General features: G+C 44.8%; 12 protein-coding genes, 2 tRNA genes and 3 rRNA genes. 4 read left to right on the top strand and 13 right to left on the bottom strand.

All coding sequences use genetic code 11. The features are described 5' to 3' along the window. Positions 1 to 8 precede the first annotated feature (8 nt). The 3 genes from ileS to KCV09_RS11850 are packed head-to-tail and all read left to right on the top strand — an operon-like array spanning position 9 to position 3,853. The gene (gene ileS / locus KCV09_RS11840) at positions 9 to 2,846 is read left to right on the top strand and encodes an isoleucine--tRNA ligase (RefSeq protein ID WP_212515201.1); all 2,838 of its coding nucleotides are present in this window, start codon (positions 9 to 11) and stop codon (positions 2,844 to 2,846) included. After that, positions 2,839 to 3,378: a signal peptidase II gene (lspA, locus tag KCV09_RS11845; RefSeq protein WP_004941885.1), complete on the top strand. Its 540-nt coding sequence runs from the start codon at positions 2,839 to 2,841 to the stop codon at positions 3,376 to 3,378. Before ileS ends, lspA begins: the two co-directional genes overlap by 8 nt. Next, positions 3,371 to 3,853, top strand: a complete 483-nt coding sequence (locus tag KCV09_RS11850) for an FKBP-type peptidyl-prolyl cis-trans isomerase (RefSeq protein ID WP_004941888.1) — start codon at positions 3,371 to 3,373, stop codon at positions 3,851 to 3,853. Before lspA ends, KCV09_RS11850 begins: the two co-directional genes overlap by 8 nt. 255 nt (positions 3,854 to 4,108) lie before the next feature. Here the strand turns inward: KCV09_RS11850 and KCV09_RS11855 are convergent, their stop codons facing one another. The 10 genes from KCV09_RS11855 to tyrS all read right to left on the bottom strand — a co-directional run bounded on the left by KCV09_RS11855 (position 4,109) and on the right by tyrS (position 15,790). Then, the gene (locus tag KCV09_RS11855; protein ID WP_212515202.1) at positions 4,109 to 4,420 is read right to left on the bottom strand and encodes an ankyrin repeat domain-containing protein; all 312 of its coding nucleotides are present in this window, start codon (positions 4,418 to 4,420) and stop codon (positions 4,109 to 4,111) included. A gap of 65 nt (positions 4,421 to 4,485) precedes the next feature. After that, positions 4,486 to 5,316 carry a TIR domain-containing protein gene (locus KCV09_RS11860; protein ID WP_104125139.1) on the bottom strand — a complete coding sequence of 277 codons (831 nt, stop codon included), beginning with the start codon at positions 5,314 to 5,316 and terminating at the stop codon, positions 4,486 to 4,488. A 449-nt stretch (positions 5,317 to 5,765) separates the two neighbouring features. Next, positions 5,766 to 5,880: ribosomal RNA gene (rrf, locus tag KCV09_RS11865) — 5S ribosomal RNA — on the bottom strand. A gap of 185 nt (positions 5,881 to 6,065) precedes the next feature. Beyond that, positions 6,066 to 8,949 (bottom strand): 23S ribosomal RNA (locus KCV09_RS11870). A gap of 361 nt (positions 8,950 to 9,310) precedes the next feature. Then, positions 9,311 to 9,386 (bottom strand) — tRNA-Ala (locus KCV09_RS11875). A 36-nt stretch (positions 9,387 to 9,422) separates the two neighbouring features. Then, a tRNA-Ile gene (locus KCV09_RS11880) sits at positions 9,423 to 9,499 on the bottom strand. A 60-nt stretch (positions 9,500 to 9,559) separates the two neighbouring features. Further along, positions 9,560 to 11,097: ribosomal RNA gene (locus KCV09_RS11885) — 16S ribosomal RNA — on the bottom strand. The 16S, 23S and 5S rRNA genes sit together here with 2 tRNA genes alongside, the layout of an rRNA operon. Before the next feature lie 531 nt (positions 11,098 to 11,628). Continuing rightward, positions 11,629 to 13,563, bottom strand: coding sequence for a bifunctional metallophosphatase/5'-nucleotidase (locus KCV09_RS11890; RefSeq protein WP_212515203.1), 1,935 nt, complete (start codon positions 13,561 to 13,563; stop codon positions 11,629 to 11,631). 230 nt (positions 13,564 to 13,793) lie between these two features. Then, positions 13,794 to 14,048, bottom strand: a complete 255-nt coding sequence (locus KCV09_RS11895) for a hypothetical protein (protein WP_004933535.1) — start codon at positions 14,046 to 14,048, stop codon at positions 13,794 to 13,796. 509 nt (positions 14,049 to 14,557) lie between these two features. Beyond that, positions 14,558 to 15,790, bottom strand: coding sequence for a tyrosine--tRNA ligase (gene tyrS / locus KCV09_RS11900; protein ID WP_025095821.1), 1,233 nt, complete (start codon positions 15,788 to 15,790; stop codon positions 14,558 to 14,560). 61 nt (positions 15,791 to 15,851) lie between these two features. Here tyrS and KCV09_RS11905 point away from each other — a divergent pair, with 61 nt between their 5' ends. Next, positions 15,852 to 16,982: an anhydro-N-acetylmuramic acid kinase gene (locus tag KCV09_RS11905; RefSeq protein ID WP_004933530.1), complete on the top strand. Its 1,131-nt coding sequence runs from the start codon at positions 15,852 to 15,854 to the stop codon at positions 16,980 to 16,982. Positions 16,983 to 17,042: 60 nt separating this feature from the next. Here the strand turns inward: KCV09_RS11905 and erpA are convergent, their stop codons facing one another. From erpA to KCV09_RS11920, 3 genes are all read right to left on the bottom strand, one after another. Next, positions 17,043 to 17,378 (bottom strand): iron-sulfur cluster insertion protein ErpA, encoded by a 336-nt coding sequence (gene erpA / locus KCV09_RS11910; protein ID WP_004933526.1) that lies wholly within the window; start codon positions 17,376 to 17,378, stop codon positions 17,043 to 17,045. Positions 17,379 to 17,508: 130 nt separating this feature from the next. Next, a complete protein-coding gene (locus KCV09_RS11915) occupies positions 17,509 to 18,516 on the bottom strand; it encodes a putative solute-binding protein (RefSeq protein ID WP_025095822.1) in 1,008 nt (335 codons plus the stop codon). Between the two features lie 245 nt (positions 18,517 to 18,761). Beyond that, on the bottom strand, positions 18,762 to 19,772 hold the full coding sequence (locus KCV09_RS11920; protein WP_004933520.1) for a putative solute-binding protein: 1,011 nt from the start codon (positions 19,770 to 19,772) through the stop codon (positions 18,762 to 18,764). Positions 19,773 to 19,916 lie beyond the last annotated feature (144 nt).

Consider the following 19,916-nt stretch of genomic DNA (forward strand, 5'->3'; position numbering starts at 1 on the left):
CGACTTGCATGAGCGATAAGCAAACTCCTGAAAATGCAGTGGATTACAAAGCCACGTTAAACCTGCCGGGCACCGAATTTGCAATGAAAGCAAACTTGGCCGTACGCGAAGTAAAATGGTTAAAAGAGTGGTACGCCGACAACATTTATCAGAAGATTCGTGAATCGCGTATTGGCAAGAAAAAATATGTATTACACGATGGCCCTCCGTATGCCAACGGTCAGATTCATTTGGGTCATGCAGTCAACAAGGTACTCAAAGACATCATTATTAAAAGCCGCGTGATGGACGGCTTTGATGCGCCGTATGTACCCGGCTGGGACTGCCACGGCTTGCCAATCGAACTTAAAGTTGAAGAAAAAGTCGGTAAAGTCGGCGTTAAAATCGATGCATCGAGCTTCCGTAAAGCCTGCCGTGACTACGCCATGAGTCAGGTCGACTTACAGCGTAAAGACTTTATCCGGATGGGCGTTTTTGGTGACTGGAATGATCCGTACCTGACCATGAACTTCAAACAAGAAGCTGATATTGTGCGTGCCTTGGGTGAAATTCAAAAAGCGGGTCATATCGAACCTGGTCTAAAACCTGTGAACTGGTGTATCGACTGTGGTTCTGCATTGGCAGAAGCTGAAGTGGAATACGAAGATAAAAAATCCGACGCCATTGACGTTGGTTTTGGTGTGGTCGATCTTCAGGATCTGGCAGAACGTGTCAATGCAGATGTCACCGCACCAACCGATATTGTGATCTGGACGACTACTCCATGGACATTACCTGCCAATCAGGCGGTTGCACTGAACGCCGAGATTGATTACCAACTGGTACAAGTTCAAGGCGAACGTGGTCTGCAAAACTTTATTCTGGCCAAAGATCTGGTCGAATCGGCGATTGAGCGTTACAAGCTTGAAAATCCAGTCGTACTGGCAGACTTTAAAGGTGCAGCACTTGAGCATCTCAAGCTGCAACATCCATTACTGGTGGATCGTCAGGTTCCTGTGATCTTGGGCGAACACGTGATTGCCACGAGCGGTACGGGTGCAGTACATACCGCGCCGGGCCATGGTGCAGACGACTACAAAGTTGGCTTGCAATACAACTTAAAAGTAGATAACCCAGTGGGTGGAAATGGGGTTTATTTACCAAGCGCACCTATTTTTGCCGGTGAGCACATCTACAAAGCCAATCCGCAAATCATTGAGGCATTGGGCAGTGTTGGACGCTTGTGGGCACATCAACCGATCAAACACAGCTATCCACATTGCTGGCGCCACAAAACACCAATCATTTTCCGTGCAACACCGCAATGGTTCATCAGTATGGACCAAAAAGGCTTACGTGACGGTGCAATGAATGCCATCCAAAATGAGATCAGTTTTGTACCTGATTGGGGTAAAAACCGTATTCAATCTATGATTGAAGGTCGTCCAGACTGGTGTATCTCACGTCAGCGTACATGGGGCGTTCCAATTCCATTCTTTGTACATAAAGATACCAATGAATTGCATCCGCGCACCGCTGAACTCATCGAAGAAGTTGCCAAACTGATCGAACAAGAAGGCATCGATGCATGGTACAACCGTGATGCCAAAGACTTCATTGGTGAAGATGCAGCGCACTACAATGCAGTCCGAGACACACTAGACGTCTGGTTTGACTCAGGTACAACACACTATGCGGTTTTGCGCCAGCGTGAAGAATTAACCGATCCGGCAGATTTGTACCTTGAAGGGTCTGACCAGCATCGTGGCTGGTTCCAGTCATCTCTGCTCACTTCTGTCGCGATTAATCAGCGTGCACCTTACAAAGGCTTACTGACGCACGGTTTCGTAGTCGATGAAAAAGGCCGTAAGATGTCGAAGTCTTTAGGCAATATCATTACCCCTCAAGACATCATCAAAGACATGGGTGCAGATGGCTTACGTTTCTGGATTGCGTCAAGCGATTACCGTTATGAGATGACCGCAGGTAAAGAAATTTTCAGCCGTGCCTCAGATGGTTATCGTCGTATTCGTAATACCTTGCGTTTCTTGCTGGCCAACCTCAATGGCTTCAAACCGTCTACAGATGCATTGCCTGTCGATCAATTGATTGCACTGGATCAATACATCTTACAACGTGCTGCTGAGGTTCAAAAAACCATTCAGCAAGCTTACGAAGATATGAACTTCCATATCGTGTGCAGTGCATTGACTAACTTCTGTATCAATGACTTGGGTGGTTTCTATCTTGATATCATCAAAGATCGTCAGTACACCACCAAAGCAGACTCACAAGCGCGTCATTCTGCACAAACCGCTTTGTATCATTTGGTTCAGGCATTTGTACGCTGGATGGCACCAATCTTAAGCTTCACTGCACAAGAAGCATGGCCGTTAATTCCAGAGCAAAGCGAGCAATATGTCTTTACTACCGAGTGGTACGATATTCCTGTCGCAAGCAGTGCAAACTTGGTGTCTGAGGCCGACTGGCAAACATTAATTAACGTAAAATCAGCAATCAATAAGCAGATTGAAGCGGCACGTAACGCTAAGATCGTGGGAAGTAATCTTTCTGCCAAAGTTGAAATTTGGGCCAAAGATGACATTCAAAGCGTTTTAAACCAGTTGGGTGATGAACTCCGTTTTGTACTGATTACATCGCAAGTGCATGTTTATGCCTATGCAGAGCACGGTGAAGCGACAGAGCTTGATGGCCTACGTGTCAAAGTGACTGCGGCTGAAGGTGAAAAATGTGTGCGCTGCTGGCACGTACTTCCAGATGTCAATACACATGTAGATCACCCAGGTTTATGTGGTCGTTGTATTATTAACGTCACGGGCAGTGGCGAAGTGAGAAAATATGCCTAAGCTTCAAGCAAAAAAGGGCTTATTCCAGTTTTATCCTCATAACCTGATTTGGCTCGCACTTTCTGTGCTGGCCATTGTGGTGGATCAGTGGACCAAGTGGATTGCCAGCACCCATCTAAATTATGCAGATCCGGTGCCCGTTTTGCCCTTTTTAAACTGGACCTTACTGCATAATTATGGCGCAGCATTTAGCTTTCTGTCCGATGCAGGAGGCTGGCAGCACTATCTATTTACAGGTTTAGCAGGCATTGTATCCATCATTTTTGTGTTTTGGCTGATGCGCATGCCTAAACAGACCGTTGTGCTGCCTGCTGCGATTGCATTGATTTTGGGTGGTGCATTGGGCAATCTGATTGACCGTGTGACCTTAGGTTATGTGGTCGATTTTATCCATGTATTTTATCAAGATCACCACTTCCCCGCGTTTAATATTGCCGACAGTGCGATCACTCTGGGTACCATTTTATTGTTAATCGATACGTTCTTTCTAGAAAAGCAACGTATCCAACGTGCAGAAGCCAAACATGACTGAGATTATCCAGCCTAACGAAGAAATTCGTATTGAAGAAGGTGCAAAAGTCGATTTGCACTTTTCAGTGGCCATTGAAAATGGCGTTGAAATTGATAATACCCGCAGTCGTGAAGCGCCTGTAAGCCTTACCATTGGCGATGGCAACTTACTGCCAGGCTTCGAAAAAGCACTGTTTGGATTACGTGCTGGTGACCGCCGTACGGTACATTTACCACCAGAAGACGCTTTTGGTGAATGGAATCCAGAAAACATACAAAAGTTTGATACAGTCAAATTCGAGCAACGACCTATTGTTGGCCATATGATCGAGTTTGAAGATAAAGCGAAAGCCACCTTATTTGGTGTGGTGAAATCGGTCGACGACAGTATTACCGAAATCGACTTTAATCATCCACTTGCAGGAAAAAATATTACCTTTGAAGTTGAAATCTTTAAGGTAACACCTGCTGGCCAGCAAGGCATTAAACTGATGTAAATCAAAAGCACTCTTCGGAGTGCTTTTTTTATCACGTTGTCAGCAAAAGCCTACACGGATCATGGTGAATCACCCATGTTGTGATTAAGAATTTTTAACTAAGATACAAGACATAGAGAGACAGGAAGTCTCATTGAAAATAAAAATACACAGGACGTGGTCGTGAATAGGACATTAACGACACAATAATCGGAATACAAAGAACCCCTGTCAGGACGATAGGGGTTCTTTTTTGGCTGTTATTTTTATATATGGTTATAAATCTTTTAGGTACTGCACAATCTGTGTATTTTGTGCCATTTCTGCCAGTTCCAGTGCCGTATATTGGCCTTTAAAACTGATATCGGCACCTTTACTGACCAAAAGCTTTACAACATCCAGATGATCATTTTCAGCAGCAGCCTGAAGGGCGCTGTAACCTTCTTCATCGCTCTGATTCGGATCGATACCGTCTGCGAGTAATTGCCTTACCCGCGCTGTATTACCAAGTGATGCCCAGTACACGAGTTCAGGGAGATTGATTTCGTCATCTTCTTTAGGGATCGGGGAGAAAGAGTTTGGTTTCATAGAGAATTACTCATTTAGATTGATGAAAATTGGGAAACCCGTCCAACAATATGCGATTGTTCACACTAGAATGGCAAATCTCTATCAAAACTTGGTAATGGTAAAGGAGCTTTTGGCTCTAAAAAATCTTCGTTCTGTAATAAAATATCTATTCCCATTTCTGTAATAAAATATACGTAAAAGTCGCAGCTATTATACTCGTCAGTTTCTACTGTTTTACTCAGATACCCCATTCTCTCTAATTTTATTAATGAGATTTGTAACGCAGCTTCATTTACACCACGAAAATTATTTGAAATTCTATGAAACGGTAAACCAAAAGGGTCTGCTGTATGACTTTGCAGACAAGCTGCTAGAAATTTGTAATCTTGCTCTTTGAGTTCATAATTTACCGGATTAGCAATAATTTTTTTAGATTCAGAAAGTCTTTCGTGATTAATTAATCCCAGTCTTTCAACTTCAGATTTAATCAATGAGCATGCACGATTAGTGGCTGATACTAAATCTCCGTCAGACCTATTTGCATCGTAATCAGCTGGAGTTACACCCAGCAAATCGGTTGGGAGGTGCATTTCTACATCGCGAGGCTTTAATATGAATGAACGAGATTTACCAATTGCACCGACAAACAATCCCATCTCAAAGATTACATTATCACGAACTACATGCTCATTTCTGCTTCGAATCATAGATAAGTCATTTGGAGCAAAAATAAAAAGTGCAAAATCTACGAAAGATGATTTCTCCACAAGATCATCAATTGTAGATGATGAAAGTTTAAAAGTACCATTTTTCCATAGAGTGACTTCGAATGCATGATCTAAATTTACATTCACAGCTTCGGCAATAGCTAAGCTCTCTACAGATGAAGCTATAAACAATCTTGGCTTTCTCAATTCGTTATCTCCAAACTTGGTTGAGTGCTAACTAATAAGTAGTCTTTGACAAACTAAGAACAATTTATCAGTTCATACTCCTCCAGAAATCTAGATATTTTTATCTTTGCTTCTGATAATTTTTCACTGTTCATAACAGTCATCATATTCTGACGACAGTTTTGAAATTATCTTAACAAGAAACGACAGATACTTGCTTTCGTTACTGATTCCATTTCTAGAGTAATCTGTCAACTAAAACTAATCGATTAATTCTTTATAAGACTTTCTTCATTTTTATTATAAATTATATAAGAAATAATTGAGTTATTTAAACTATGAATATTTTTAAACAAAAAATCAATAATAGACAATTCAACAGTCTACGTTATTTTTTACCTTAAGTTCCACTTATTTTTAAGCATAAAAAAGCCCCCTTAACGTATGTTAAGGGGGCTTTCGTATTTAAAAGCTGGCGATGACTTACTCTCACATGGCTAACGCCACACTACCATCAGCGCGAAGAGGTTTCACTTCTGAGTTCGGGAAGGGATCAGGTGGTTCACTCTTGCTATTGTCGCCAGCAAACTGTTTATGGACATTTTCGGGTCTTACTTAGACTGTGGATTGTATCTCACAGCGTGTGCCGTACTTTGTACCAAATGAGTTTAACGGATTGGAATATTGAGTCGGTATTTTATGTTCTAGCTTTCACTAAATCAAGTATTCGTATCGAATTTATCTTGATACAACAACTGTTTGGGTGTTGTATAGTCAAGCCTCACGAGCAATTAGTATTGGTCAGCTTCACATATCACTATGCTTCCACATCCAACCTATCAACGTCCTAGTCTTGAACGGCTCTTTAGAGGAATAAATTCCTAGGAAATCTTATCTTGAGGTAGGCTTCCCGCTTAGATGCTTTCAGCGGTTATCCCTTCCGAACATAGCTACCCGGCGATGCGACTGGCGTCACAACCGGTACACCAGAGGTTCGTCCACTCTGGTCCTCTCGTACTAGGAGCAGATCCTCTCAAATTTCCAGCGCCCACGGTAGATAGGGACCGAACTGTCTCACGACGTTCTAAACCCAGCTCGCGTACCTCTTTAAATGGCGAACAGCCATACCCTTGGGACCTGCTTCAGCCCCAGGATGAGATGAGCCGACATCGAGGTGCCAAACACCGCCGTCGATATGAACTCTTGGGCGGTATCAGCCTGTTATCCCCAGAGTACCTTTTATCCGTTGAGCGATGGCCCTTCCATACAGAACCACCGGATCACTAAGACCTACTTTCGTACCTGCTCGACTTGTGGGTCTCGCAGTTAAGCGCGCTTTTGCCTTTATACTCTACGCGTGATTTCCGACCACGCTGAGCGCACCTTCGTACTCCTCCGTTACTCTTTAGGAGGAGACCGCCCCAGTCAAACTACCCACCAGACATGGTCCTCGCCCCGGATTACGGGGCAGAGTTAGAACCTCAACATTACCAGGGTGGTATTTCAAGGATGGCTCCAATGGAACTGGCGTCCCATCTTCAAAGCCTCCCACCTATCCTACACAAGTAAGGTCAAAGTTCAATGTCAAGCTGCAGTAAAGGTTCACGGGGTCTTTCCGTCTAGCCGCGGGTACACTGCATCTTCACAGCGATTTCGATTTCACTGAGCCTCTGCTGGAGACAGCGCCGCCATCATTATGCCATTCGTGCAGGTCGGAACTTACCCGACAAGGAATTTCGCTACCTTAGGACCGTTATAGTTACGGCCGCCGTTTACTGGGGCTTCGATCAAGAGCTTCGCTTACGCTAACCCCATCAATTAACCTTCCAGCACCGGGCAGGCATCACACCCTATACGTCCACTTTCGTGTTTGCAGAGTGCTATGTTTTTAATAAACAGTTGCAGCGGCCTGGTTTCTGCGGCTGTCAATCGCTCAGGGAGCAAGTCCCATCACCATCAACAGCGTACCTTCTCCCGAAGTTACGGTACCATTTTGCCTAGTTCCTTCAGCAGAGTTCTCTCAAGCGCCTTGGTCTACTCGACCTGACCACCTGTGTCGGTTTCGGGTACGATTCCTGTGTAACTGAAGCTTAGAGACTTTTCTTGGAAGTATGGTATCAGCCACTTCGCTAGTAAACTAGCTTGCTATCGACTCTCAGCATAGAGCACCCCGGATTTGCCTAAGATGCATGCCTACTGTCTTCCACCTGGACAACCAACGCCAGGCTGACCTAACCTTCTCCGTCCTCTCATCGCATTACACAGAAGTATTGGAATATTAACCAATTTCCCATCGACTACGCCTTTCGGCCTCGCCTTAGGGGTCGACTCACCCAGCCCCGATTAACGTTGGACTGGAACCCTTGGTCTTTCGGCGAACGGGTTTTTCACCCGTTTTGTCGTTACTCACGTCAGCATTCGCACTTCTGATACCTCCAGCAGACTTCTCAATCCACCTTCATCGGCTTACAGAACGCTCCCTACCACGTAACTTAAAGTTACATCCGCAGCTTCGGCACATAGTTTTAGCCCCGTTACATCTTCCGCGCAGGCCGACTCGACTAGTGAGCTATTACGCTTTCTTTAAAGGGTGGCTGCTTCTAAGCCAACCTCCTAGCTGTCTATGCCTTCCCACATCGTTTCCCACTTAACTATGATTTTGGGGCCTTAGCTGGCGGTCTGGATTGTTTTCCTCTTGACTACGGACGTTAGCACCCGCAGTCTGTCTCCCGGATAGTACTCATAGGTATTCGGAGTTTGCATCGGTTTGGTAAGTCGGGATGACCCCCTAGCCGAAACAGTGCTCTACCCCCTATGGTATTCGTCCGAGGCGCTACCTAAATAGCTTTCGGGAGAACCAGCTATCACCAGGCTTGATTAGCCTTTCACCCCTATCCACAAGTCATCCCTGGCTTTTCAACGACAGTGGGTTCGGTCCTCCAGTTAGTGTTACCCAACCTTCAACCTGCTCATGGATAGATCGCCTGGTTTCGGGTCTATACCCAGCAACTATACGCCCTATTAAGACTCGGTTTCCCTACGGCTCCCTATGCGGTTAACCTTGCTACTGAATATAAGTCGCTGACCCATTATACAAAGGTACGCAGTCACCGAACATGTCGGCTCCCACTGCTTGTATGCATGCGGTTTCAGGATCTATTTCACTCCCCTCACAGGGGTTCTTTTCGCCTTTCCCTCACGGTACTGGTTCACTATCGGTCAGTCAGGAGTATTTAGCCTTGGAGGATGGTCCCCCCATATTCAGACAAGGTTTCACGTGCCTCGCCCTACTCGTCATCATTGCGTGTGCCCTTTCGTGTACGGGAATATCACCCTCTACGTTCGCACTTCCCAGAGCGTTCCACTAGAACACACACAACTTAATGGGCTGTTCCCCTTTCGCTCGCCGCTACTAAGGGAATCTCAATTGATTTCTTTTCCTAAGGGTACTGAGATGTTTCACTTCCCCTCGTTCGCCTTGCATGACTATGTATTCATCATGCAATACCTATCTTATGATAAGTGGGTTTCCCCATTCAGACATCTCCGGATCAAAGGATATTTGCCGCCTCCCCGGAGCTTTTCGCAGGCTATCACGTCTTTCATCGCCTCTGACTGCCAAGGCATCCACCACATGCACTTAATTACTTGACTATACAACCCCAAACAGTCGCTAATGCCTACAAGTAGCATTATCAACATTACAGTTTGAAGTACTGTGAATTGAATCACCGTACAGCTTCAATCTAAATTCATATACCAAAACGCTTGATTCAGTTAATTTGCTAGTTCTCGGATTAAATAGTCACCTAACAATTGCTTGTTAGCTTCTTATTTAATCGAGTTTGAACAATTTATTTCAGACTCAATATTTTCCAATCTGTTAATGAATTAATGTGTCTTCGTCAGATCACACTAAACTGTGATAAATCACAGAACTTAATAAAATAAGATCTCAAGACCTTCTTTTACTAAGTTCTATAATCTACACCTTAGCCGTACTCTTTAAAGTACGTGGTGGAGACTAGGAGAGTCGAACTCCTGACCTCCTGCGTGCAAAGCAGGCGCTCTACCAACTAAGCTAAGTCCCCAGCTTATATCATTAATGTATCTTTCTGCCGTAGACTTGGTGGGTCTGACAAGACTTGAACTTGTGACCCCACGCTTATCAAGCGTGTGCTCTAACCAACTGAGCTACAGACCCTCAGATACATCTTAGAAGAACAACTTGTTGTGGATTCTTACCGGCCAATCAATCTTTCGTTAAGGAGGTGATCCAGCCGCAGGTTCCCCTACGGCTACCTTGTTACGACTTCACCCCAGTCATCGGCCACACCGTGGTAACCGCCCTCTTTGCAGTTAGGCTAGCTACTTCTGGTGCAACAAACTCCCATGGTGTGACGGGCGGTGTGTACAAGGCCCGGAACGTATTCACCGCGGCATTCTGATCCGCGATTACTAGCGATTCCGACTTCATGGAGTCGAGTTGCAGACTCCAATCCGGACTACGATCGGCTTTTTGAGATTAGCATCCTATCGCTAGGTAGCAACCCTTTGTACCGACCATTGTAGCACGTGTGTAGCCCTGGCCGTAAGGGCCATGATGACTTGACGTCGTCCCCGCCTTCCTCCAGTTTGTCACTGGCAGTATCCTTAAAGTTCCCATCCGAAATGCTGGCAAGTAAGGAAAAGGGTTGCGCTCGTTGCGGGACTTAACCCAACATCTCACGACACGAGCTGACGACAGCCATGCAGCACCTGTATGTAGATTCCCGAAGGCACCAATCCATCTCTGGAAAGTTTCTACTATGTCAAGGCCAGGTAAGGTTCTTCGCGTTGCATCGAATTAAACCACATGCTCCACCGCTTGTGCGGGCCCCCGTCAATTCATTTGAGTTTTAGTCTTGCGACCGTACTCCCCAGGCGGTCTACTTATCGCGTTAGCTGCGCCACTAAAGCCTCAAAGGCCCCAACGGCTAGTAGACATCGTTTACGGCATGGACTACCAGGGTATCTAATCCTGTTTGCTCCCCATGCTTTCGCACCTCAGCGTCAGTGTTAGGCCAGATGGCTGCCTTCGCCATCGGTATTCCTCCAGATCTCTACGCATTTCACCGCTACACCTGGAATTCTACCATCCTCTCCCACACTCTAGCCAACCAGTATCGAATGCAATTCCCAAGTTAAGCTCGGGGATTTCACATTTGACTTAATTGGCCGCCTACGCGCGCTTTACGCCCAGTAAATCCGATTAACGCTTGCACCCTCTGTATTACCGCGGCTGCTGGCACAGAGTTAGCCGGTGCTTATTCTGCGAGTAACGTCCACTCATCTTGGGTATTAACCAAAAGAGCCTCCTCCTCGCTTAAAGTGCTTTACAACCATAAGGCCTTCTTCACACACGCGGCATGGCTGGATCAGGGTTCCCCCCATTGTCCAATATTCCCCACTGCTGCCTCCCGTAGGAGTCTGGGCCGTGTCTCAGTCCCAGTGTGGCGGATCATCCTCTCAGACCCGCTACAGATCGTCGCCTTGGTAGGCCTTTACCCCACCAACTAGCTAATCCGACTTAGGCTCATCTATTAGCGCAAGGTCACAAGTGATCCCCTGCTTTCTCCCGTAGGACGTATGCGGTATTAGCATCCCTTTCGAGATGTTGTCCCCCACTAATAGGCAGATTCCTAAGCATTACTCACCCGTCCGCCGCTAAGTGATAGTGCAAGCACCATCACTCCGCTCGACTTGCATGTGTTAAGCCTGCCGCCAGCGTTCAATCTGAGCCATGATCAAACTCTTCAGTTAAAATCATTTTGCACCTTATTTATAGACAAGGTGCCAATTCTGGCTCATCAATTTCCTGACTTAAATTTCGCTCAAATAAACTTCGAGTAATTTAAACCAATCAATCAATGATAATATATATCGATTAATCAACCAGTAAAAATCCACACAAGTTGTTCTTCTATTCTCTTAATGATCTTCTCGATGATTCGTCATCATCAAGCTAGGTCGGCTATGTTACTCTAAATCTCTTCAAAGTCAACAGGTAATTTCGATATTTTTAAAACTTTATCTTTAAACCCACAACCTAACCACTCAAGCCAAGTTACTGTTTTTCAACAAGTTTCTATCTGCATCACCGCCGATGGATGTGCATTCTACACCATCCCCATTCCTTTACAACCCCTTTTTTAAATTATTTGCCATGATCGTTTGTTTTTAAAACAAAATCGGCTTTTTTGAACAAACAGCAGGCGATTTTAATCATCTGCTGCTGTTTATGTGTGCATGAAGATATACTGAATATGTGGATCGAAGCGATAAATATTGGATTTAAAGCGGACGATCAATGAATTGCTGCGTACTGTATTGCGCTGTCGCCAATTTATTTAGGGTTGGGCGTACATCATGGTTGCGTTTTAAATACTGTAAAAATGCATCGGCATATTCAAGCCCCACATCAATTCGATGTTCGCCTTTAATCGTAGCCAGTGTGTGGTAATAATCTGAACCATTGGCGAGAAAGTCTAAAGTAACTACACGATAGCGCTGCTCCATGTGTAATGGCGTATAGTGCCCTGACGGCGTTTGTAACTCTAGATTACCAATACGTTCGCCCTTATTCTGATTCATATCGACTGTCCAGCGTAGGCCAGCACTATATGGATAGCTTCCTGTGTTGTTAAGGCGAATAACTGCATCTAGTGCATCTTCTAGTGCCGCCTTGATTTCACTTCCGCGCATATTGAGCTGTACTAAAGTGCTGTTATAGGGCAGAACCTGATAGACCCTTGCCACGCTTATTTCGCCTCGATCAAGATCGGTTCGTACTCCGCCACCATTTAATAAAGACAGGTCTGCAGCAAAATAGCTTTTACCTTGCTGTAAAAATGCTTCTGCAACCAGTTGTTGAATATCCCCCCCATATTGGTTCACGTGCGCATCTTGGTTACAGACATCGCCAAGTCCTGAGCGGTTGATATCACGCTGTGTTCCCGGCACACGGCGCAGGCAAAAAATCTCATCGGCATAAGCCACCAAGCTTTGGCTAAATTGAGTTTTCCTTTCGCGATAGGGCTTTAAAATAGACAGCGCCATCGCATCGGGCTGTATCACACGAAAGGCTGGAGCACGCTGCATTAACGTCTCACCGAGTTGCATTTGTTGCTGTGTCGTCAGTGGAGCAAGACCACGCTGTTTGGGCTGAAAATCATTGCCAATCAGTATATGCGGCGTACCTTGGCAGGATTTAACCCGCCCCTGCGCATCAAAGTTGACGTTCAGTTCCCCAACCACATAGCTATATTGCCACGCCTGTACGATACAAACCGGATCACCATCACCATTGCGAAGCTGCGTTGGATAGGAGGCCTCTGGTGTAATGCCATAGCGACTCAGTTCACTTGGCCCCAATAGGGTATGCGAATCTCCTCCTACGATCACATCGACGCCGCGTAACTGTGTCGCCAGCACTTTATCCATTTCAAAGCCAACATGGCTTTGTAAAACAATCTTATTAATACCGGCTTGCCGTAAATGGTCTATTTCCTGCTGTGCGCTGCTGAGCTCATCTAGAAATAACGTGTCGGCATTGGGCTGCGATGCATTCTTGGTTTTTTGTGCAATGGTGAGTCCAACAAGGCCAATTTTTTGCCCCTGTGTTTCAATTACAGTCGATTTCTGTACACGACTGCTTTGGTACAACACCGAAGAAGGACCAAACTGAACATTTGCAGACAAAACGGCTGTTGGCTTAGCACATTGACCCCGATCCAATTCATCGATAAATGTTTTCAGGCCTTCATCTTTACCATCAAACTCATGATTGCCAATGGTGAAAGCATCAAAACAAACGGTATTCATCAAGTCCGCATCGGCTTGACCCTTACTCAGGGTGTAATATAGATCCCCTGTGGTGGCATCACCTGCGTGCAGTTTCAGTTGTGGTTCAGTTTTTGTTTCGAGCTGTTTGATCAATGCCGCGACACGTGCAAACCCGCCACGACTCACGGTATAGGTTGTACTTTGTCCTTGATCGTTGTCGATGCTGAGTTCCATCTGTTCTTCATCTAAATGTGAATGATGGTCATTGATATGCAAAATTTTAAGTGTGCTAGGCGCTGTGGGTGTGGTTGATGTTGTCGCATCAGATGAATGCTGATCACGGCAGCCGACCACTCCTAAACACATGGTGAAGGCAAGCGAAATAGAAAGCGAAGATTTTGCAGTATAGGAAATCGACTGCACATATGAAGATAAGTTGGGCATAGTTTTAACTTTTATCGATAATCAATGTGTTATGAAGACATGATCCTGTAATGAATCAGGATTCTGTTTTTATTATGCAATTCTGACACCATTTTTTAACAATGTTTTTAATTTAACTTCACAATAATAATGATTATCTGAATTTAATAATTTACTTAAAGCTATATTGTTGAAAAGGCCCAGATCATTCTGATCTGAGCCACTATTTAATGGGTGATCTGGATATAGGGTTAGAATGGACAGCGCACGTCAACTACTTCTCGAATCATCTGCTGTTTACCCTTGTAACTCTCTTCTAAGAAAAACAGTTTCGCACGCTGTGGTAAGCGTGCAAGTACCATACTAAATAATTGATAATTTTCTGCTATATCGAGCTTATCTAAATAATAATGCGCGAGATGATAGTCTTGCTGTTCGATTGAGTCTGGAGAGGTATTGAATAGGAATGTGATAAGCCAGTTGAGATGTTGTTGATCAAAGCCCATGCTGGTCGCTCCTCTTGGTTTTTAATTATCAAAGTCATGTCAAAGTTAAAATGAAGATGTATAGATTAAAATGTCGATGGCTCAATCGATGCGATATATTTATTTGCGGTGTTTGGCCTCCTGTGAGCTAATCAATCTAAATCAAAAGCGTGTAATTTTAAAAAATATCGAATAAACGTCGTGGGGTGAATTGCTAAAATGGATTGGTACGTGATTTTATCTTGTGGGTGTTATTCACTTATTAACTTAATTTTGCCGATCTGTGTAGCTTTAATCACCATTCAACTACAACCGTTTTAAAATAATTACAATCGCTCAAACACGGTCAGTTTTACAGGCTTAGTTTTAATATGCCTTTGCGTCACTGTTTCCACTTTTATAGCATAAATTGATCTGTTTAGAAGTGCCTTGAAGGGTTATTTTTAGCTTTTAAATCCATAGCGTGGCACCGTAAAATCAACAAAAAAAAGCAGATCCTAAGATCTGCTTTTGTATATGCTTAAATTAAATTAGTCGATAAAGGTGACTTGAGCGATGGCCTTTTTACCTGCCTGAATCAGATAGGTTTTATTTTCTTTGACCGAGAAATTTGCATCAACCACTTGCCAATCGACTTTAACGGCTCCACGTGAAACAGCGTCTTTTGCCTGTGCAGCATTTTTGGTGAGCCCAGCTAAACGCACAATCGAAGCGATAAAGATTTCTCCACCGAATTCGCCACGTGAAATCGTGACTTCAGGCGTACCTTCAGGAATTTCACCTTCTGTGATGATATTGCCTGCACCTTTGTGGGCATTGGCAGCAGCATCTGCATCATGGAAGCGCTCCACCAGCTCGAGTGCCAAGATTTTTTTCAAATCTTGCGGGTTACGGCCATTGGCCATTTCATCGAGTAAACCCTGAATCTCTTCAAGTGATTTAAAGCTGAGTAGTTCAAAATAGCGCTCGATTAAGGTATCTGGCATAGAAAGGACTTTTTGATACATCGCACCCGGTGCATCAAATACCCCAATATAGTTACCCAGAGATTTAGACATTTTGTTGACACCGTCCAAACCTTCTAGAATCGGCACCGTAATACACACTTGCGATTCTTGACCGTAGCGTCCTTGCAGAGTACGCCCCATCAGTAAGTTAAAGGTTTGATCGGTACCCCCCAACTCGACATCGGCTTCAAGCGCAATAGAGTCATAACCTTGTACCAAAGGATACAAAAATTCATGAATGGCAATCGGTTGATGATTGTTGTAACGCTTGGTGAAATCGTCACGTTCAAGCATGCGTGAAACAGTTTGCTGGCTGGCCAGTTGAATCAGATCTGCCGCAGTACGCTGGTTAAACCACTCCGAGTTAAAGCGAACCTTGGTTTTGTTTGGATCAAGAATTTTAAAGACCTGTTCTTGATAAGTTTTGGCATTGGCCTCGACCTGCTCACGAGTAAGTGGCGGACGCGTCGCACTTTTTCCGGTTGGATCGCCAATCATGGCAGTATAATCGCCAATCAGGAACGTGACCTCGTGGCCCAGATCTTGAAATGCTTTTAATTTGTTGATTAGAACCGTGTGACCCAAATGCAAATCTGGTGCAGTTGGATCGAACCCTGCTTTGATTCGCAGTGGGCGATTTTCTTTGAGTTTCTTGAGCAGATCCTCTTCAGAAATAATTTCATGAGTGCCTCGTTGAATGAGGGCAAGCTGTTCTTCAGCAGGCAAGAAATTTGACATCACAAAACCTAAACACATCAGTTATTCAATTTGTGCGATATACTAACACTTTTTCAGCATATTGCAGGCGAAGTTGCTCATGACAGCGATCTATATTGGGGTAATGACCGGCACCAGCATGGACGGTGTCGATTTTGTTGCTGCTTCATTTGATCCCCTTTATCTACATGCGACCCTGACACTGCCTTTTGATCCAGAGTTACGTGATGAACTGATGGCACTCACACTGCCCGACGACAACGAAATAGATCGTATGGGCAAAGCCGATGTAGCACTGGCGACCATGATTGGACATGGTATCAATACGCTGATTGAAAAAAATCATTTAGATCGGAGTCAAATCAAGGCGATTGGCTCACACGGGCAAACCATTCGGCATCGGCCTGAACATGGCTTTACCCTACAGATTGGTGATCCGAATATTATTACTGAGATCACCCAGATTCCCGTGATTTCAGATTTTCGCCGGCGTGATATGGCAGCCGGAGGCCAAGGGGCGCCTTTAGTTCCAGCTTTTCATCAGGCAGTGTTTCAGCATCCTACAATTCATCGGGTGATTTTAAATTTAGGTGGCATTGCCAACGTCAGCTTATTGCCAGCAGGAAATCCGAATGGGGTGTATGGTTTCGATACTGGCCCAGCCAATATTTTGATGGATGCTTGGTGCGAGCGCTATACAGGACATCCATTTGACGAAAATGGCAATTGGGCCGCTTATGGTCAACCTATTCGCGGTCTGCTCGAACGTTTACAAGCCCATGCCTTTTTCTCAAAAGAGCCACCCAAAAGTACGGGCCGGGAAGATTTCAATCTGGATTGGCTTGACGATCAACTGGCCGATTGGCGTAATGACGAACTTGAATATCAGGAGCTTGAAGACACACCAGAAAATGTTCAGGCTACCTTACTTAAGCTCACCACCCGAGCCATCAAAAAAGCCATTTATCGTTCAGATTTAGATACGGGTGAAGTGTATGTCTGTGGTGGTGGAGCCTACAACTCGCATCTTTTAGAACAGTTGCGCTGGCGTTTGCGCAAGCACCACTGGTCGGTACAAAGCACCAGTGTACTTGGACTCTCGCCAACGTGGGTCGAGGCCACTGCATTTGCATGGCTGGCCATGCGCTTTATGCATCAGCAAGCGGGGAACTTACCCTCAGTGACGGGTGCAGAGGGCTTTCGTGTACTGGGAAGCATCACCCAGCGTTAAACCCGATCGCATAAAAAAATCCCCGTATTGGGGATTTTTTTATGCTGAATCTGGATGGGTTTAAATTGAAAACGATGATCCGCAACCACATGTAGTAGTCGCATTCGGATTTTGTACAATAAAGCGTGACCCTTCTAGTCCTTCAATATAGTCGACCACCGAGCCAACCAAGTACTGATAACTTAGCGAGTCGACCAGCATTTTGACATCGCCATTTACAAATTCGGCATCGTCTTCATTTGGGCTGTCGGCAAAATTAAAGCCATACGAGAAGCCCGAACATCCTCCACCGGTAACGTAAACGCGCAACATGAGATCCTGATTGCCTTCGCTGTCGCGGAGTTGGCGCACTTTATTTGCAGCATTATCAGTGATAACAAGAGCTTGAGCATTCATGACAGGTGTTCCTCAGACTAGATTCAGACATCATCTTTTAAGCATGTGACAGTATAACATATTCAATATGGGGACTGTCTTTGAAGTTTAAACTATATTCTTGCTACGATGCTATCCTGATCATGCGGGCTTAAGAGCTATAGTTTTCGTCTTGCAAACCACATTCAAAGTTGGCGCGATCTTCTTTACAGCGAAATTGCCATAACAGCTTCATCATGCGTTTATCGTAAATGCCGCGTTTGGTAAGATTTATACGCGCCTCTCGCATCATTTTTTGATAACCCGGTTTGTCGGCAGCAGGCACGTCCATCCAGTATTTTTGTGGAATATCGGCTTTCATCTTGCCCAAAATACCAAATGCACGCGGTAACTGCCCTTTTACCCATTCTCGAGATTTTTGGCCAAAGCCATCAGGAAACTTATCTTTACGAATAATAATGTTTCCGGTTACTTGCAAGATCGGGTAATTCACAATTGCGCCCGTGCTTCCAAGCCCCTTGTGTAGCTCAAGTGGTTTAAAGGCCGCCGCCGGGGCACCAATAATATCCACTTGATGGTTATTGAATTTGGCACCAAAGTTGGTGACATCTGCACTCACCGCCTGCGCACCAATTTGCTGCACCATAATTTTTTGAGCTTCGTCATAATCGAGTACTGCAATTTTTTTGCCTGCAGCTTTGGCAACAGTATTGATACTACGGTCGTTGACCAGCAAGTACGCATCACCAACAGGAATCACCCCTGCGACTTCATATTGACCATTCACCATGTATTTGGCGAAGGTCGGGCTGGCGAGTCCCTGCATGATTTTAACTGCCAACTTCAGATCTGTAATTGCCCCAATGGCATCGAGCGAGCCGGTAAACCCGTTAAATTGGCGCCCACGCATGCCGGTAATACTGACCGCATCACACTTGCCCGCCTTAAAATCATCTGCAATCACGGCTTCATTCTGCGCAACTCGAAGTTCAATATCGGCACCCCAGCTTTTAGCTGCCAGTTGGTAATCTTTCATTAGGTTGTATACATCGCCATTTTTTCCGACCAAGTCGAACACACAGACGGTTTGTTTGGCATTTGCTGCACTGGCACCAGTCATAACGAGGGCTGCACAGAAGGTTTTGGAGATCCAGTTCATCATCATGTCCTTTGATGGTGTTATTGATTGCTCAAGACGATTCGGTTTTATAGTCATGTCTTAAGTGGTTGTTGTTATCTGCTCGACACGGTGCAGGCAGGTATAGCACAAATTCAAATATGCGCACGGCACTGGGTCATGATTAAGCTTAGCGTTTCTGTTGTGTGAAACAATGGCTGAAATGACAGCAAAAAATACATAAAAAAAAGCCCGGAAGTTTCCGGACTTTCTTTTTTAAATCAAGCTTATTCGCCAGGCATTGCACATTCGAAATTGGCTTTATCAACCGAACAACGTGCTTTTTTCAATACCGACATCATTTCGGCATCGTAAATACCACGTTTGGTGAGATCCATACGGCCATCACGTAAAAGTTTCTGATATTTCAGCTTGTCATCGGCGTTTAGATTCATTTTGTACTTGGCTGGAATTTCAGCTTCTAAACGATTGATCATGGCAAAGCTCTTCGGCAAGCGTTTAACAAACCAGTCACGTGATTTTTGTCCAAAGCCTTGCGGGAATTGATCTGGGCGAATCACCAAATCGGCAGTCACCTGAAGAACCGGGAAGTTCCACATCACCCCGTTTGCACCCAAACCTTTTTGTAGCTCTAATGGCTTATACGCATAGGCTGGGGCACCAATAATATCGACCTGACCATTGTTAAATTTAGCCGCGAAGTTTGAAATATCGGAAATTACCGCCTGTGCTCCCACACGCTGCACCATAATTTTTTGTGCATCGTCATAACCGAGTACCGCGAATTTTTTACCCGCTGCTTTTTCAATCGAGTTGATATTTTTATCACGAACAAAAATGAAAGCCGAACCTAATGGTGAAATACCAGCCACTTCATATTTTTTACCACCCAGATTGGTGGTCATTTTGGCGGCATTACGACCATCGAGTACATAGCTGATCGCACGCTGGGCGATCTGGTTATTCGGAACACCGCCTAGTGAATCGATTGAACCAGCAAACTTATTGTACGGACGCGCACGCATGGCGGTCATGGCCACGGCATCACATTTGCCGGCTTTGAAATCGTTGTCCGCAACGGCTTCATCCTGACGTGGCACCAAATTGATATCGGCGCCCCAGCCTTTGGCAGCCAAAGCCCATTCTTCCATCATTTTGTATGATTCACCCGATTTACCCAGTAAATCGAAGACACAGACATCGACCTTTGCAGCTTGTGCTGTTGCAGATAGGCCACAAATTGACGCAGCGGTGAGCGCGAGTGCAATTTTCTTCATCTTATGATTCCTTTAATTGACTTTTTTTAGTTCAGGGTATCCTTTCACCCCAAATATTAATGTTGTTGTCTGAAAAAAAATAGAGCTTTTACTCCATTTTTTTGTGGCAAAATGAATAGTTTTACGAATTAATCGTGTTTTATC

It is taken from the genome of Acinetobacter soli, assembly GCF_018139125.1.
GTDB classification, from domain to species: Bacteria; Pseudomonadota; Gammaproteobacteria; order Pseudomonadales; family Moraxellaceae; genus Acinetobacter; species Acinetobacter soli.